Origin of the sequence: Streptomyces sp. NPDC051218, from assembly GCF_044455475.1 — a bacterium.
Lineage (GTDB): Bacteria > Actinomycetota > Actinomycetes > Streptomycetales > Streptomycetaceae > Streptomyces.
Window position 1 is genome coordinate 76341 of sequence record NZ_JBITEU010000002.1, and the last position, 16432, is coordinate 92772.

General features: G+C 73.0%; 12 protein-coding genes. 8 read left to right on the top strand and 4 right to left on the bottom strand.

Features of this window, described 5'->3' with window-relative positions; genetic code table 11:
- The first annotated feature begins 83 nt into the window (after nt 1-83).
- The 4 genes from ACIBCK_RS06745 (at nt 84) to ACIBCK_RS06760 (ending at nt 5890) form a co-directional block, all read left to right on the top strand.
- Entirely contained in the window at nt 84-710 is a 627-nt protein-coding gene (locus ACIBCK_RS06745; RefSeq protein WP_399387409.1) for a YigZ family protein, read from the top strand.
- A gap of 102 nt (nt 711-812) precedes the next feature.
- Nucleotides 813-3179 (top strand): FHA domain-containing protein, encoded by a 2367-nt coding sequence (locus ACIBCK_RS06750; protein WP_399387411.1) that lies wholly within the window; start codon nt 813-815, stop codon nt 3177-3179.
- Between the two features lie 15 nt (nt 3180-3194).
- Nucleotides 3195-4868, top strand: coding sequence for a hypothetical protein (locus ACIBCK_RS06755; protein WP_399387413.1), 1674 nt, complete (start codon nt 3195-3197; stop codon nt 4866-4868).
- Nucleotides 4868-5890, top strand: a complete 1023-nt coding sequence (locus ACIBCK_RS06760) for a serine/threonine-protein kinase (protein WP_399387415.1) — start codon at nt 4868-4870, stop codon at nt 5888-5890. Before ACIBCK_RS06755 ends, ACIBCK_RS06760 begins: the two co-directional genes overlap by 1 nt.
- Here the strand turns inward: ACIBCK_RS06760 and ACIBCK_RS06765 are convergent.
- Complete coding sequence (locus ACIBCK_RS06765; protein WP_399387416.1) at nt 5887-7164, bottom strand: streptophobe family protein; 1278 nt, start codon at nt 7162-7164, stop codon at nt 5887-5889. The genes ACIBCK_RS06760 and ACIBCK_RS06765 overlap by 4 nt on opposite strands.
- Nucleotides 7165-7414: 250 nt before the next feature.
- Here ACIBCK_RS06765 and ACIBCK_RS06770 point away from each other — a divergent pair, with 250 nt between their 5' ends.
- The 3 genes from ACIBCK_RS06770 (at nt 7415) to ACIBCK_RS06780 (ending at nt 13008) form a co-directional block, all read left to right on the top strand.
- Nucleotides 7415-8632 (top strand): DUF6777 domain-containing protein, encoded by a 1218-nt coding sequence (locus tag ACIBCK_RS06770; protein ID WP_399387418.1) that lies wholly within the window; start codon nt 7415-7417, stop codon nt 8630-8632.
- Between the two features lie 126 nt (nt 8633-8758).
- Entirely contained in the window at nt 8759-9922 is a 1164-nt protein-coding gene (locus ACIBCK_RS06775) for an exonuclease SbcCD subunit D (protein WP_399387420.1), read from the top strand.
- Complete coding sequence (locus ACIBCK_RS06780) at nt 9919-13008, top strand: AAA family ATPase (RefSeq protein WP_399387421.1); 3090 nt, start codon at nt 9919-9921, stop codon at nt 13006-13008. Before ACIBCK_RS06775 ends, ACIBCK_RS06780 begins: the two co-directional genes overlap by 4 nt.
- A 22-nt stretch (nt 13009-13030) precedes the next feature.
- On the opposite strand, the gene ACIBCK_RS06785 is transcribed toward ACIBCK_RS06780, so the two are convergent.
- Nucleotides 13031-13477, bottom strand: coding sequence for an Lrp/AsnC family transcriptional regulator (locus ACIBCK_RS06785; protein WP_363206589.1), 447 nt, complete (start codon nt 13475-13477; stop codon nt 13031-13033).
- Between the two features lie 94 nt (nt 13478-13571).
- On the opposite strand from ACIBCK_RS06785, the gene ACIBCK_RS06790 reads away from it, so the two are divergent.
- Nucleotides 13572-14087 carry a rhodanese-like domain-containing protein gene (locus ACIBCK_RS06790; protein ID WP_399387424.1) on the top strand — a complete coding sequence of 172 codons (516 nt, stop codon included), beginning with the start codon at nt 13572-13574 and terminating at the stop codon, nt 14085-14087.
- 66 nt (nt 14088-14153) lie between these two features.
- On the opposite strand, the gene ACIBCK_RS06795 is transcribed toward ACIBCK_RS06790, so the two are convergent.
- Together ACIBCK_RS06795 and ACIBCK_RS06800 are read right to left on the bottom strand one after the other, a co-directional pair.
- Nucleotides 14154-15878, bottom strand: coding sequence for a DUF885 domain-containing protein (locus ACIBCK_RS06795; RefSeq protein ID WP_399387426.1), 1725 nt, complete (start codon nt 15876-15878; stop codon nt 14154-14156).
- A gap of 35 nt (nt 15879-15913) precedes the next feature.
- Entirely contained in the window at nt 15914-16426 is a 513-nt protein-coding gene (locus tag ACIBCK_RS06800; RefSeq protein WP_399387428.1) for an Lrp/AsnC family transcriptional regulator, read from the bottom strand.
- Nucleotides 16427-16432 lie beyond the last annotated feature (6 nt).

Consider the following 16432-nt stretch of genomic DNA (forward strand, 5'->3'; position numbering starts at 1 on the left):
CTTGGCGTACGCGATTCGAGGGTGACGTCACAACGGATCACCGTACCGGGGCCGTGTCCCGGGCGGGGGCCTACCCTGGCGGGATGCACGACGAGTACCGCACAGTGGCCCGCGAGGCCGTGCACGAGACCGAGATCAACCGCTCGCGCTTCCTGTGCGCCCTCGCGCCCGCCGCCACGGAGGAGGAGGCGCAGGACTTCGTCGCGCGCATCCGCAAGGAACACCCGTCCGCTTCGCACAACTGCTTCGCGTACGTCATCGGGGCCGACGCCGGGGTGCAGAAGGCGAGCGACGACGGTGAGCCCGGCGGCACCGCCGGTGTGCCGATGCTCCAGATGCTGCTGCGCCGCGACATGCGGTACGTCGTCGCCGTCGTGACCCGCTACTACGGCGGGGTCAAGCTCGGCGCGGGCGGTCTGATCAGGGCCTACGGAGGAGCGGTCGGCGAGGCGCTCGACGCGGTCGGGACGCTGACCCGCAGGCGCTTCAGGCTCGCCACCGTCACGGTCGACCACCAGCGCGCGGGCAAGGTCCAGAACGATCTGCGCTCGGCGGGGCGCGAGGTGCGTGACGTGCGGTACGGGGACGCGGTGACCATCGAGATCGGCCTTCCGGATGCCGACGTCGAGGCCTTCACCGCCTGGCTGGCGGACGCGACCGCGGGCAGCGCGGTGTTCGAGCTCGGGGGAGAGGCGTACGGGGACGCCTGACGCCTGGCGGGCACGGGGATGCCGGGCGGGTACGGAGGCGTGTGAAGCCGGGCGGGCGGCCGAGCCCAGGCGTGGATGCGTCTGAATGGGTAGAATTCGGGCATGGGAGAGCGGCCTGCGGCGCCGACTGCGCCCGAACTCGTCATAGAGACCGACACCGGCTCCACGGTGATGAGTCCGAGCCGGGACTATCACGTCGGGCGCGATCCGTTGAGCGACATCGTCATCGACGATGCCCGGGTCTCCTGGCACCACGCCGTCCTGCACGCCGACCTCGACCACTGGACGATCGAGGACGAGCACAGCACCAACGGCACGTACGCCGACGGGCAGCGCGTCCAGGAGTGGGATGTCGGACCGGGCAGTGTCCTGCGCTTCGGAAACGTAGCGGACGGCCCCCGCGCGGTACTCGTCGGCCATGAGCCGCCCCCGCCCGCGGCGCCGGCCGCTCCCGAGCGCCCCTCCGCCGTCCGCACCCCTTCGGCCACCGGCACCTTCCGGCAGCCGACGACCGTGCGCCCGCTGCCCGCCCGTACCGTCCGCATCGGACGCGCCGCCGACAACGACCTGGTCATCGACGATCTGGTCGTCTCGCGCCGCCACGCGGAGCTGCGGGTGCTCGCGGACGGCACGTACGAGATCGTCGACCTCGGCAGCCACAACGGCACCTACCTCAACGGCCAGCCGGTCGGCCGCGCCCCGGTCGCGCCCGGGGACATCGTCGGCGTCGGCCACCGCGCGTACTGCCTCGTCGGCGACGAACTCCAGGAGTACGTCGACACCGGCGAGGTCTCGCTCGACGTCCAGGAGCTGACGGTCGCCGTCGACCGGGGCCGCAAGACGCTCCTTGACAAGATCACCTTCCCCGTCGGGGAGAAGTGCCTGCTCGCCGTCGTGGGCCCCAGCGGCGCGGGCAAATCCACGCTTCTCAACGCCCTCACCGGCCTGCGTCCCGCCGACGACGGCACGGTCCTCTACGACGGCCGCGACCTCTACCGCGACTACGCCGAGCTGCGTCAGCGCATCGGGCTCGTGCCGCAGGACGACATCCTGCACGCGCAGCTCACCGTGCGCCGCGCCCTCGGTTACGCCGCCGAACTGCGCTTCCCCCAGGACACCGAGAAGGCGGAACGCCGGGCCAGGGTCGACGAGGTCATTCGCGAACTCGGCCTAGAACAGCGCGTGGACCAGCCCATCCACAGCCTATCCGGCGGCCAGCGCAAGCGCGTGAGCGTCGCCCTCGAACTTCTCACCAAGCCGTCCCTGCTCTTCCTCGACGAGCCGACGTCCGGGCTCGACCCCGGTATGGACCGATCCGTGATGCACATGCTGCGCGGTCTGGCCGACGACGGCCGCACGGTCATCGTCGTCACGCACAGCGTGCTCAGCCTCGACGGCTGCGACCGGCTCCTCGTGCTCGCCGCGGGCGGCAGGATCGCCTACTACGGGCCTCCGCAGGACGCGCTCCCGTTCTTCGGGTTCGAGGAGTGGCCCGAGGCGTTCGAGGCCTTCGAGGGGGACCACGACCGGGACTGGGCCGGGGAGTACCGGCGCTCGCCCTTCCATCAGCAGTACATCGTCAACTCCTCGGCGCAGCCGGCGCTGCCGCAGGGCGCCACGGGCCAGCCCGTCGCGTTCGCTGCTCCGCCCAAGGCACAGAGCTGGGGGTCCCAACTGCGGACGCTGGTGCGGCGGTACGCGGCCGCGCTCGTCGCCGACCGCACGTTCCTGGCCATCATGATCGCGCTGCCGTTCGTGATGGGCGCGATGGCGCGTGCGCTGTCCGGGAGCAAGCTGACGCAGGAGACGGCGATGAACGCGCTGCTGATCCTGTGCGTGGGCGGAGTCCTGACCGGCGCGGCCAACGCCGTGCGGGAACTGGTCAAGGAACGGGTCATCTACCGCCGCGAACGGGCCGTCGGGCTCTCCAGATCGGCGTATCTGATGTCCAAGGTCGTCGTACTGGGAACGATCACCATCCTGCAGGCCGTCGTGCTGACCCTGGTGGCGCTCCTTGGCGTGGACCTGAACGCCCCGGGCGGCAAGGGAGTGCTGCTGCCGCCGCTGGTCGAGATCACGGTGGCGGTGGCGATGCTGGCGTTCACGGCGATGATGCTGGGGCTCCTCGTGTCCGCTCTGGTGCGCAAGGAGGAAGTGACGATGCCGCTGCTCGTGCTGCTGGCCATCGTCCAGGTGGTGTTCTGCGGGGCGCTCCTGAAACTCAACGGGGTGCCAGGGGTGGAGCAGCTGGCGTGGCTCGTGCCCTCCCGGTGGGCGCTGGGCGCGATGGCGGGCACGATCGGCCTCGGCAGGATCGTGCCGGGGGAGCTGACCGCCGATCCGCTGTTCCGTCACTCCGCGGGGATCTGGCTGCTCAACATGGGGATGTTGCTGGCCCTCTCCATCGTCTTCGGATACGTGGTCGCGAGGCTGCTGAGACGGCATGAACCGGCGGTGATGCGGAAGTAGTGGCGGGCGGAGGGCATGGAGGACCAGGAGCAGAAGGCAGCGGATCTGAAGCAGAAGATCGGGAGAGACGAGATGACCACTGCGGCGGACTTCCGCCCCACGCATGTCGTCCCCCGGGACGGGCTGCCCGCCTGGGAGGCGCCGGACGTGAACCGCCCGACGGCGCCGCTGGACGCGCTGCTGCCGGTGCAACTGGTCGACCGGCTCGGCGACTGGGCCCGCGTCGTCTGCGCGAACGACTGGTCGGCCTGGGTCGACGGCCGCCTCCTGATCGCCGTACCCGCCGACCCACCGGCCGCAGGGCACCCTTTGACCCGCACGGCGGACCCGGCCCCGCTCCTGGCGAGAACCGAGGAGGCACTGAGCAGCTACCGCCGGGCGACCGAGGAACTGGCGTCCGGCGCTCTCGACGGCGAGACCTTCCGCAGCCGGACGCGCGGACAGCGGGTCGGCGTGGTCGTGGACGGCGAGTCGATGTGGCTGTACGACGCCGACCACGAGCGCTGGGTCCACTGCGACGGAACCCGCCTGAGCGCGTACGCGGCGGGGGAGGGCCCGAGCGCCGAGGGCGGGACCGCGCCCCCGGGCCCGCCGCAGGCGACGGGCGCCCCCTCCTCCGCCCCCGCGAGCAGCGGGCCGGCCGCGGGCGCGGGGGGCCCGGAGCCGACGCAGGTGGTGGGCGGTGCCACCCCTGCGAGCAGCGGACCGGCCGACGGGACGGGGCCCGCGGAGCCGACGCAGGTGGTGGAAGCTGCCCAGGTCGGGGGCGGCGGCAGCGTTACGGGTCCGCCCGAGCCGAAGGTGGGCGAGGCTGCCCAGGTCCAGGCTGGGGGCGGTGTGGGACCCGCCCGCCGGGTGAGGGGCGTGAGTGGCGGCGGCGATATGGATTCTGGGGGCGCGTCGAGTCCGGCCGCGCCGACGCAGGTGGTGGAAGCTGCCCAGGTCGGGGGCGGCGGCAGCGTTACGGGTCCGCCCGAGCCGAAGGTGGGCGAGGCTGCGCAGGCCCAGGCTGGGGGCGGTGAGGGACCCGCCCGCCGGGTGAGGGGCGTGAGTGGCGGCAGCGATACGGGTTCCGGGGGCGCGTCGAGTCCGGCCGCGCCGACGCGGGTGGTCGGGGCGGGCGGTGGCGGGGCGGGTTCGGGGGGTGCTGTGAGTGGTCCTGAGCCGACGCGGGTGGTGGGAGCTGCCCAGGTGCAGGCAGGCGGTGGTGACGAGCCTGCCCGCTGGGTGCAGGACGCGAGCAGCGGCCATCCGGATTCTGGTCACGTGGCGAGTCCAGCCGAGCCGACGCAGGTGGTCGAGGCAGCCCAGGCCCAGGTTGAGGGCGGTGAGGAGTCCACTCGGCGGGTGCGGGAGATGGGCGGCGGTGGCGGGGCGGATTCGGGGGGTGCTGTGAGGGGTCCCGAGCCGACGCAGGTGGTGGAAGCTGACCAAGTTGCGGGGGATGAGGAGCTCGCGCGTTGGGTGGGGGGCGTGAGTGGCGGCAGCGGTGCGGGTTCTCGGGGCGCGGCGAGTGGGCCTGAGGCGACACAGGTTGTCGAAGTTGGGGGCGGGGTCGGCGCGGGGCGGGGGGAAGCCCCCGACCGCGAAGACTCCCCCGCCCCCGCTTCGTACGCCGAAGAAGCCACCCGGCGTATCCCGCCCGTCACGGGTGATCGCGGGGCCGGCGCTTCGGGGCGGGGGTCGTGATGGGGGTGGCGGGGTCCAGTCATGCGGGGCGGCCCTCCGAGCTGGTGGGGGCGCAGATCGCGGGGTATCGCGTCGAGAGCGAGATCGGGCGTGGCGGCATGGCGGTCGTCTACCGCGCCAAGGACCTGCGGCTCGACCGGACCGTCGCCCTGAAGCTGCTCGCCCCCGAGCTCGCACGCAACGACACCTTCCGGCAGCGCTTCACGCACGAGTCACGCGTCGCCGCCGCGATCGAGCACCCGCACATCGTGCCGGTCTTCGAGGCGGGCGAGACGGACGGCGTGCTCTACATCGCCATGCGGTACGTCCCCGGGCTCGACCTGCGTCACCTGCTCGACGAATCGGGCCCGCTCCCCGTGGGCGCCGCCCTCCGCATCGCCGCCCAGGTCGCCTCCGCGCTCGACGCCGCCCACGACCACGGCCTGGTCCACCGCGACGTCAAACCCGGCAACATCCTCGTGGCCAAGGGCACCGACAGCGACCACCCGGAGCACGTCTACCTCACGGACTTCGGTCTGACGAAGAAATCGCTGTCGCTGACCGGCTTCACGACGGTGGGCCAGTTCGTCGGGACCCTCGACTACGTGGCGCCCGAGCAGATCTCGGGCCGCCCCGTGGACGGCCGGTGCGACGTCTACAGCCTCGCCTGCGTCGTCCACGAGACCATGGCGGGCGGGCCGCCCTTCCAGCGCGACGACGACATGGCGCTGCTCTGGGCCCACCAGTACGACCAGCCGCCCCCGCTGACGGAGAAACGCCCCGAGGCTCCCGCCGCCCTCGACGGAGTGCTCGCGAAGGCGCTGGCCAAGCGCCCCGAGGAACGGTACGGCTCCTGCCTCGAATTCGTGGCCGCACTGCGCGCAGCGGCCACGGGAAGCGCGGAGGGGCACACCCCCACGCGGGTGGACCTGCAGGTAGCGGGCGCTCCCGCGGACCCGGGGGCGCCTCCGGAGCCGCCGGCCTGGGCGCGGCCGGTCTTCCGGCGGCTAGGAGGGGGCCAGGAGGGAGCAGGAGGGGGCTAGGACGGTGAGGAACTGTCCTGCCGCACCTCACCGCGCCGGTGGACCGGACGCGCGAGCAAGCCGCCGATGAAGCCGGCCACCAGACCCCAGGCCACGGCGAGGATCAGCGCCATCCCCAGGTGCGGATGCAGCTTCACCAGGCCGGACAGGCCGCCGCCCAGGTCCCCGATGCCCAGGAGCGAAAGGCCGTAATGGGCGGAGAGGCGAGCGAGCAGACAGACGGCGAGCACGGTGAGGGTCAGCGCCACCGCCATGTGTACGGCGTGCTGCCAGGCCCGCATCCGGGCCGGTGAGCGAGCCGCCATCAGGAACGCGGCCCCCAGGACCAGGACCGCCGCCACGACGAGCAGCCACCACACCCGGCCGTCGTAGTCGGAGAGCGTCCGCAGGCTGAGCGTGGAGTCCTCCGGGGTGCGCAGTACGTCGTCGAGGACCTTCGGCATGGGCAGGCCGAACGGCCCGTCCACGCGTCCCTCCCAGGACGCGCCGAGCCCGATGGTGAAGGCGAGCCAGACGAGGTTGGGCAGCCCGAGCAGCAGCACCGCGAGCGTCTGGGCCGCATGCCCCTTGGTCACCGCCACGACCACGCCGATGACGAACCCCAGCGCGACGTACGCGAGCAGCAGAACCACCATGGCGTGGGCCGCCGGACGCACCGACTCCTGGAAGCGCACCAGGCGGCCCGGCAGCGGGGCCCCGCGCGAGACCAGCAGCGCCACGGCGATGACACCCGCCAGCCACAGCAGCCCGAAGAGGATGGTCAGGGGCACGTCGGTCTCGAAACCGACCTTGGGCGTCGCCCCCAGGACGTCACCGATGTCGGACGCGGTCCCTTCCCCGAGCGAGATCGTGAACCGATGGCGGGCCAGCAGACCGAGGCCGATGAGCAGCAGCACCCACAGCGCAGCGAACCGCCCTGCCCAGCCGGCCAGTTCCCTGGTGTCGGCGACGGCCCGGTGCCGCAGCGGCCTGAGGAATCCGGCGGCGACCACCAGAGCTCCGGCGAGGGTGACCGAGAGGGGGAGCACGGAGAGCCCCGCGTTCGTTTCGGCGATCGCCCCGGCGTCGCCGGAGAGCCCCACGGAGCCGCCGACCGCCATCACCACGACGGCCGCGACGACGCTGGGGAACGCGCCGCCCGGCAGGTCCGCGGCCCCGGCGGCCCACAGGCCGAGCGCGGCGACGACGGCCATGGCCACCAGTGCGGCGAGCACGGCGAGCAAGGCGTGGATCCAGCCGTGGGGCGCCCGACCGGGCGGTTTCTGGTCGCTCACGTTGTCACGCTAAGCAGCGCGGCGGCGCTCCGCCCCTCGGGAGGGCCGACCGCGTCGGCTCGGGGCTCCCGGGGAGCTCGCGCACTCGTGGGAAGCCTGCGCGCTCCCGGGAAGGTTGTGCGTCCCCGGGAAGACGGCGCGCTCCCGGGAAGCGGGACACGCGAGAGGGCCACACAATGGGCGCGTAACGGAAGAAACCGTACGCAGTGGTCACCTACGCAGTGGTCACCCAGGCAGGGAAGAAGTGCTCGTGAGCGCCGAACCGCCGTCGTCAGGACGCCCCACAGGACCCCCGTCCGGCCCCCTCTCGGGCCCTTCGCAGCCCGGCGCGACCCAGGCCGGTTCGACGCCACCGCCCGGCGGGGACCGCGCTTCGGGTCCGCCGAGTGGGCCACCCGGTCCACCCGGCCCGCCCGACCGCCCCGGTCCGCCCGGCGGGGCGAGCCCTGAACCGGGCCCCGGCAAGGGTCCCGAGCCGGACCGCCCCTGGTGGAAGTCGGCGCCGCGCGTGGCGGCCATCTCCCTGGTGATCGTGGCCGCCGTGGCGCTGACGGTCGTCCTCACCCGGCCCGACGGCACCTCGAAATCCGGCGGCGAGGTCGCCCTCCAGCCCGCGGGCAAGCAGGGCCCCGACCCCTTCACCGAGTCGACGGCCCGGGACGACGCCACGCCCGCATCACCGAGCGCCCTGCCGAGCTCATCGGCGTCGGCCAACGTGACACGCGGCGTCGACGGCGCGGCCCCCGGCCTCTACGGCGGGACACGCAAGGTGGGCAGCTGCGACGTGGAGAAGCAGGTCGCCGCCCTCAAGAGGGACCCGGCGAAGAACAAGGCCTTCGCATCCGTACTCGGCATCGACGCCTCCGCGGTCCCTTCGTACCTGCGCGCACTCACCCCCGTACAGCTGCGCCTGGACACCCGCGTCACCAACCACGGCTACCGCGACGGCGCGGCCACCGCTTACCAAGCCGTCCTTCAGGCCGGCACCGCCGTGCTCGTCGACGACCGCGGCGTGCCGCGCGTGCGCTGCGCCTGCGGCAATCCGCTGCTGCCGCCCGTGGCGCAGAAGAGCACCCCGAAGCCGACGGGCGACGCGTGGCCCGGCTACAAGTCCTCGAACGTCGTGGTCGTCGCACCGGCCACCGAGGTCGTGAACACCTTCGTCATGTACGACCCGAAGAGCGGCGACTGGTTCGAACGTGACAAGGGCGACACAGGCGCGGGCGACACGAGGACGCCGCCGCCCGCGAACCTGCCGTCCCCGTCCCCGTCCACGTCCATCTCGCCGTCGGATTCGCCGTCATCGGCGTCCCCCTCGTCCCCGTCCCCCGCTGACTCTCCCTCCTCGGGCGAGCCCTCATCACCGCCCGAGTCGTCCGCGCCGCAGGCGCCTTCCACGGAGCCCGAGCAGGAGCAGTCGCCCGCACCGGAGTCCCCTCAGCCGCCGTCCGCCCCGGTGACAGATTGAGGTTCGTGATCGAGCAGGGGCCGACAGGCGCTAGCGTGGTGGGTGCTGTCGGCGAGGCCCGTGCTGGGGCGGTGCGGGATCCGGGGCACTGGAGGGGAGAGCGAGCATGCGGGCCGGAGCGGCGTCTTGAGAATTCTGCACACGTCCGACTGGCATCTGGGCCGGGCGTTCCACCGCGTGAACATGCTCGGAGCCCAGGCCGACTTCGTCGGCCACCTCGTCGCCACCGCGCGTGAGCGCGAGGTGGACGCCGTCGTCGTGTCCGGGGACGTGTATGACAGGGCGGTGCCGCCGCTCGCCGCCGTGGAGCTCTTCGACGACGCGCTGCACCGGCTCGCGGACCTCGGCGTCCCGACGGTGATGATCTCCGGCAACCACGACTCGGCGCGCCGCCTCGGTGTCGGAGCCGGACTCATCGGCCGCGCGGGCATCCACCTGCGCACCGCGCCCGCCGCCTGCGCCGACCCGGTGGTCCTGGCCGACGGCCACGGGGACGTGGCGTTCTACGGCCTGCCCTATCTCGAACCGGCCCTGGTCAAGGGCGAGTTCGGCGTGGAGCGGGCGGGACACGAGGCGGTGCTCGGCGCCGCCATGGACCGGGTGCGCGCCGACCTGGCCGACCGGACGCCGGGCACCCGCTCCGTCGTCCTCGCCCACGCCTTCGTCACCGGTGGCGAGGCCAGCGACAGCGAGCGGGACATCACCGTCGGCGGGGTGGCCGCCGTGCCCTCGGGCGTCTTCGACGGCGTCGACTATGTGGCGCTCGGCCATCTGCACGGCAGCCAGGCCATCAGCGAGCGTGTGCGCTACTCGGGCTCCCCGCTGCCGTACTCGTTCTCCGAGTCCACGCACCGCAAGAGCATGTGGCTCGTCGACATCGGCGCCGCCGGGGAGATCGGGGCCGAGCGGATCGACTGCCCGGTGCCGCGGCCGCTCGCCCGCATCCGCGGCGACATCGAGACGCTGCTCGCCGACCCGGAGCTCGCACGGCACGAGGAGGCCTGGGTCGAGGCGACGCTCACCGACCCGGTGCGCCCCGACGACCCCATGGCCCGCCTCTGCGAGCGCTTCCCGCACACCCTCAGCCTCGTCTTCGACCCGGAGCGCACCCCCGAGGACCCGGACGTCTCGTACGCCCAGCGTCTGAAGGGCCGCAGTGACCAGCAGATCGCGGAGGACTTCGTGACCCATGTGCGGGGCGCGGGTCCCGATGTGCGCGAACAGGCGGTGCTGCGTGCGGCGTTCGACACCGTCCGCGCCGACGACACGGTGCGCGAGGTGGCCCGATGAGGCTGCACCGGCTGAGGATCACCGCGTTCGGCCCCTTCGGAACCACCCAGGACATCGACTTCGACGACCTCTCCGCCGCCGGGCTCTTTCTGCTGCACGGACCGACCGGCGCGGGCAAGACGTCCGTCCTGGACGCCGTCTGCTACGGCCTGTACGGCTCGGTGCCGGGGCCCCGGCAGGGCAGCGGCCAGGGAGTGACGCTGCGCAGCGATCACGCGGGGCCCGGCGTGCGGACCGAGGTGTGCCTCGAACTCACCGTCGCCGAACGCCGGTTGGAGGTCACCCGGCAGCCGCCGTGGGAGCGCCCGAAGAAGCGCGGCACCGGCACGACGACGGAGAAGGCGCAGAGCTGGCTGCGGGAGTACGACGCCGCTGCCGACGGCGGCGCCGAGTGGAAGGACCTCAGCCGCTCCCACCAGGAGATCGGCGAGGAGATCACGCAGCTGCTCGGTATGAGCAAGGAGCAGTTCTGCCAGGTGGTGCTGTTGCCCCAGGGTGACTTCGCGCGCTTCCTGCGGGCCGACGCGGAGGCCCGCGGCAAGCTGCTCGGGCGGCTCTTCGACACGCGCAGGTTCGCCGCGGTCGAGCAGCGGCTCGCCGAGCAGCGGCGCGACGCCGAGGGCGCGGTGCGGGAGGGTGACGGGGAGCTCCTCGCCGACGCGCACCGGATGCAGCAGGCCGCCGGGAGCGACCTGGAGGACTTGGAGGACCTGGAGGATGCGGGGTCGCCGCTGCCCGGCCTGTCGCCCGGCGATCCGGGGCTCGCCGGGGCCGTCCTTGCCTGGGCCGCCGTCGCCAGGACCAACGCCCGCGAACGGCGCACGATCGCAGGGTGCGCCCTCACGGCGGCCGAGTCCGCGCAGGCCGCCGCCGGGCGCCGACTGGACGACGTACGCGAACTCGACCGGCTGCAGAGGCGGTTCGCGCAGGCGCAGGAGCGGGCCGGCGTCCTTCAGGGGCGCGCCGATGAGCACCGGCGGTTGCAGACGCGGATGGAGCGCGCCCGCAAGGCCGAGACGGTGGCCCCCGCCCTGGGACTGCGCCGGGCCACCGAGGAGGAGCACCGCCGCGCGACCGCCGAGGAGACACGTGCGCGTGGGCGGCTCCCCGCCTCGTTCGCCGACTCCGGCGCCTCGGGGCTCGCCGCCGCCGCGCGCAAGGCCGCGGAGGAACTCGGCGGCCTCGAATCCGCCCGGCGCGCCGAGCGCCGCCTCGCCGAACTCGTCACGGAGCGCGCCTCCTTGGAGCGCGAGGAGCGGGCCGATGACGAGCTGCTTCGCGACGCGGCGGGCTGGCTCGACGGCTGGGACGCGACGCGCACCGCACTCCAGGAGCGCATCGAGTCCGCCCAGGACGCGGCCACCCGCGCCGAGCAGCTGGCAGGCCAACTGGAGCCCACGCAGCGTAGGTTGGACGCGGCCCGGCGCCGCGACCGCCTGACCCAGGAGGCTGCCGCCGCGTACGAACGTGCCCTCGCGGCCCGTGAGCGTGCCACCGAAGTACACGAACGCTGGCTCACCCTGAAGGAGCAGCGCCTCACCGGGATCGCGGCGGAACTGGCCGCGGGCCTGTCCGACGGTGCACCCTGCGCGGTCTGCGGAGCCACCGAACACCCCGCGCCCGCGCCGAAGTCGGCGGGCCACGTCGACCGCGCCACGGAGGAGTCGGCGCTCACCGATTACCGGCGGGCGGAGGAGCTGCGCGCGCAGGAGGAACGGCATCTCGGCGAGGTACGGGAATCGCTGGCGGCGGCCGGCGCGGCGGCGCTGGGGTCGTCCGGCGATTCCTCGGGCGCCGAGGAGCCGGACGCCGCCCCCCAAGGACCATCGGTCGAGCAACTAACCTCCCTGGTCGATGAGTTGCGAGGTGCACACGCCGAGGCGCGCAGTCGGGCATCCGGGTTGCACGCTGCCCGGGAAGCCCTCGCTCAGGCCGATCGTGAACACGACCGCAGGGTCGCCGTGCAGCAGGAGGCCGCCGTCCGGGCAGCGTCCCGCACCACCTTGCGGGACGGCCTCGACCGCGAACAGGCGGTCCTGGACGTCGAGTTGACGCGTGCGCGAGGAGCAAGCGAGAGCGTCGCGGCCCGAGCATCCCAACTGGAGCGGCAGGCCGCGCTCCTGACCGAGGCGTCGGAAGCCGCACGCGTCGCCGACGACACCGCCCAGCGGCTCAAGGACGCCGACGCGCGACTCGCCGACGCTGCCTTCCGCGCCGGGTTCGACACGCCGGGGGCAGCCGCCGACGCCCTGCTCGACGACGCGCGCCACCGCGAGCTCCAGCACCGTATCGACGCATGGCGGAACGAAGAGGCGGCGGTGCGTTCCCTCCTGGCCGAGCCCGACGCCGCGGTCGCGGCCCAGCAGCCGCAGGCCGACCTCCCGGCCGCCCAGGAAGCCGCCGAGCGGGCCGACCGACGGGTCCGCGCGAGCGCGTCCGCGCTCGACGCGGCCACGCGGCGGTGCGCCGAACTCGACCGGCTCTCCGCACGGTCGGCCGCCGGCGCCCGGCGCCTCGCGCCGCTGCGCGCCGAGTACGACCGCGTGGCGCGCCTCGCGGGTCTCGCCGCCGGCACGTCGGCGGACAACGAACGCAAGATGCGCCTGGAGTCCTACGTCCTCGCGGCCCGGCTCGAACAGGTCGCGGCCGCGGCGACCGCACGGCTGCGGCGCATGTCGTCCGGCCGCTACACCCTCGTCCACTCCGACGACCGTACGGGGCGCGGCCGTTCGGGCCTCGGCCTGCACGTGGTCGACGCGTGGACGGGCCGCGAGCGTGACACGTCCACGCTCTCGGGCGGCGAGACCTTCTTCGCCTCGCTAGCCCTGGCACTCGGCCTCGCGGACGTCGTCACCGACGAGGCGGGGGGCGTAAGGCTCGACACGCTCTTCATCGACGAGGGCTTCGGCAGCCTCGACGACCAGACCCTCGACGAGGTCCTGGACGTCCTGGACTCCCTCCGCGAACGGGACCGCAGCGTCGGCATCGTGAGCCACGTCGCTGACCTGCGCCGCCGCGTGCACGCGCAGCTGGAGGTCGAGAAGGGCCGCGCGGGGTCGGTGGTGCGGCAGCGGGGCAGGGCGTAAGGGGGCTGCCGGTGCGAGCGGGTCAGCGGCCCAGGGGGCGCCTTGGTAGAGGTGAGGAGTAGACGATGCTGGTGGTCACCGACCCGAGTGCGCCGATCTTTCCGGCGACCTCCTCCAAGTGGCCCATGGAGCGCGCCGCCACCTTGATCACGAAGCAGTCGTCGCCGGTGACGTGGTGTGCCTCCAGGATCTCGGGGGTCACTTCGACCAGGTCGTGGAACGGCTTGTAGTTGCCGTTCGGGTAGCGCAGGCGCACGAACGCCAGGATGGGCAGGCCGAGACGCTCCGGGTCGACCACGGCCGCGTACCCCTGGATCACGCCCGCCTCCTCCAGGCGGCGGACCCGTTCGGTGACTGCGCTCGGGGACATGGCGACGGCGCGTGCCAGCTCGGCGTAGCTGGCGCGGCCCTCACGCTGGAGGACGTCGAGGATGCGCCAGTCGGTGGCGTCCGTGGAATAACCGGTCATACCTGAGAGGTAACAGGGGAATCCCCGGCCGATCAAGAGGTACGCCGGTGATCGGCTCTTCTGGGGCGGCGGGCTCGCCCGTAGATTTTTAGCCATGCATACGACGACGAACACAGCGCACACCGACGCGGCCACCGCCGTCGGCGCCCCCAACTCCGTCCTGCGGGTGGCCCCGGCCTCCCCGGCTGCTGCCGCCGCCTACTTCGGCGCGAGCCTCGCCTTCCACGCCGACGTGTCCGACGTGGCGTCGGCACTGGCCGCCGGCGGCGACCCCGGCTTCGTCGTGGTCGACTCCCGGTCGACCGCGTCCTGGGGCCAGGGGCACATTCCCGGCGCCGTCCACCTCCCCACCGCCCTCATTCCCGAGCAGGCGGCGCAGCTGCTCGACAAGTCCGTCCCGGTCGTCACGTACTGCTGGGGCCCCGGCTGCAACGGCGCCACCCGCGCGGCTCTCGCCCTCGCCCAACTCGGCTTCCAGGTCAAGGAGATGCTGGGCGGCTTCGAGTACTGGGCCCGTGAGGGCTTCGAGTTCGAGACCTGGGAGGGCAACGAGCGCCGCGCCCCCGACACCCTCACCGCCCCGGCCGACGCGGCGGACTGCGGCTGCTGAGAGGGGGAGAGGCGGGGCGCGGCGCGCGTCAACTCGGGTGTGTGCGCGTGCCTGGAGGGCCGGCGACTAGAGGGCTGACAGCTCGGCCACCAAGTCGTCGAGGCCCAGCGAACCCTGCGACAGCGCCGCCATGTGCCACGCCTTCGCGTCGAAGGCGTCGCCGAGCCGCCGTCGTGCGTTCTCGCGGCCGAGGAGCCACGCCCGCTCGCCCAGCTTGTAGCCGATGGCCTGGCCGGGGATGGAGAGGTAGCGGGTCATCTCGCTCGCCACGTAATCCGTGGGACGGCTGCAGTGCGCGTCGTAGAACTCCTGCGCCAGAGCGGGAGTCCAGCGCTCGCCCGGGTGGAAGGGCGAGTCCGCCGGGATCTCCAGCTCCAGATGCATGCCGATGTCGACGATCACGCGCAGCGCCCGCATCATCTGGGCGTCCAGATAACCGAGCCTGCGCTCGGCGTCCTTGAGGAAGCCGAGCTCGTCCATGAGCCGCTCCGCGTACAGCGCCCAGCCCTCCGCGTTGGCGCTGACGATGCCGATGGTCGCCTGGTAGCGGGAGAGGCTCTCCGCGACGTGCGCCCACTGCGCGAGCTGGAGGTGATGTCCCGGCACGCCCTCGTGGTACCAGGTGGAGACCAGGTCGTAGACGGGGAAGCGGGTGTCGCCCATCGTCGGCAGCCACGTCCGCCCCGGGCGCGAGAAGTCCTCCGACGGGCCCGTGTAGTACGGGGCCGCCGCGCCGCCCGGCGGAGCGATGCGGGACTCCACCTTCCGTACCCGCTCGGCGAGTTCGAAGTGTGTGCCGTCCAGTGCCTCGATCGCCTCGTCCATCAGCTCCTGGAGCCAGACCCGCACCTCCTCGACGCCCTCGATGTGCGTGCCGTGCTCGTCGAGGTGGGCGAGCGCCACCCACGGCGTGGCCGCGCCGGGCAGGATCTTCTCGGCCTCGGTGCGCATCTCGCCCAGCAGCCGGTGGAATTCGGACCAGCCGTACGCGTAGGCCTCGTCGAGGTCCAGGTCGGTGCCGTTGAAGTACCGGGACCAGCGGGCGTAGCGCTCGCGGCCCACCGTGTCGGGGGCGCCCTCGATCGCGGGCGCGTACACGTCCCGCATCCAGTCGCGCAGCGCCACGACGGAGGCGGTGGCGGCGCGGGCCGCCGCATCGAGCTCGGCCCGGAGCGACTCCGGTCCCTCCGCGGCGAACTCCTCGAACCAGCCGCGGCCTCCGTCACCGCCGGGACCCGCCCACTCGCCGAGCTGACCGATGAACACGGCGGTGGGGCGCGGCGCCGCGAACAGCTTGCGCTCAAGGCCGAGTTCGAGCGAAGCGCGATACCCCTCGTACGCGGCCGGCACGGCACGCAGCCGCTCGGCGATCGCCGCCCAGTCCTCGTCCGACTCCATCGGAGTCACGGTGAAGATCTCGCGCACCGCGTGTGGAATCGTATGCAGGTTGCCGACCGCGCGCAGCCCCTCATCGGCCTCGTGCACGGCGAGTTCGGCCGTGAGCCGCTCACGCAGCAGCCGGGCGCACCGGCGTTCGGCGTCGCTGTCGGCGCCTGGCGCGGACTCCGCTTCGTCGAGCCGGGCGAGCGTCGTGCGGGCAAGTTCCGCGACCGCGTCCTGGCCCGCCGGTGAGGTGTCCGGGAGCTTGCTGTGGCTCGCCTTGACACCGAGGTACGTGCCGTTGATGGGATCGAGGGCGATGAGCTCGTCGACGTAGGCGTCGGCGACCTGGCGCGGCAGCGGGCTCCCGCTCCCGTTCTCGCTCGTGTGCGGGATCTTCGTGTCTGACATGCGGCCATCCTCGTACGCGGGACGCGCCCGCGTCATCACGATTGGCCGGAGCTCGCCCCTTGCTCATCGGCTCCCGGGCCCGGCGGAAGGAGCGGGCCGCACTCCCACTGCTGGAAGATCAACCGCGTCTCCACGCGTGCCACTTCGCGCCGCGCCGTGAACTCGTCGAGGACGAGCCGCTGGAGATCCGCCGTGTCGGCCACCGCCACATGCACCAGATAGTCGTCGGGCCCCGCGAGATGAAACACCGACCGGGACTCCGGCAACGCCCTGATCCGCTCGACGAACGGCCCCACCAGCTCCCGCCGGTGCGGCCTGACCTGCACGGACAGCAACGCCTCAAGGCCGCGCCCGAGCTTCGCAGGATCGAGGCGCAGCTGGTGTCCGAGGATCACACCGGAGCGGCGCAGCCGGGAGATACGGTCGAGGCAGGTCGACGGCGCGACACCCACCTGGGCCGCGAGATCGCGGTAGGTGATCCGGGCATCGTTCTGCAACAGCCGCAGGATGCGGAGATCCACCGGGTCGAGTACGACAGAATCAGCCACTTGCCG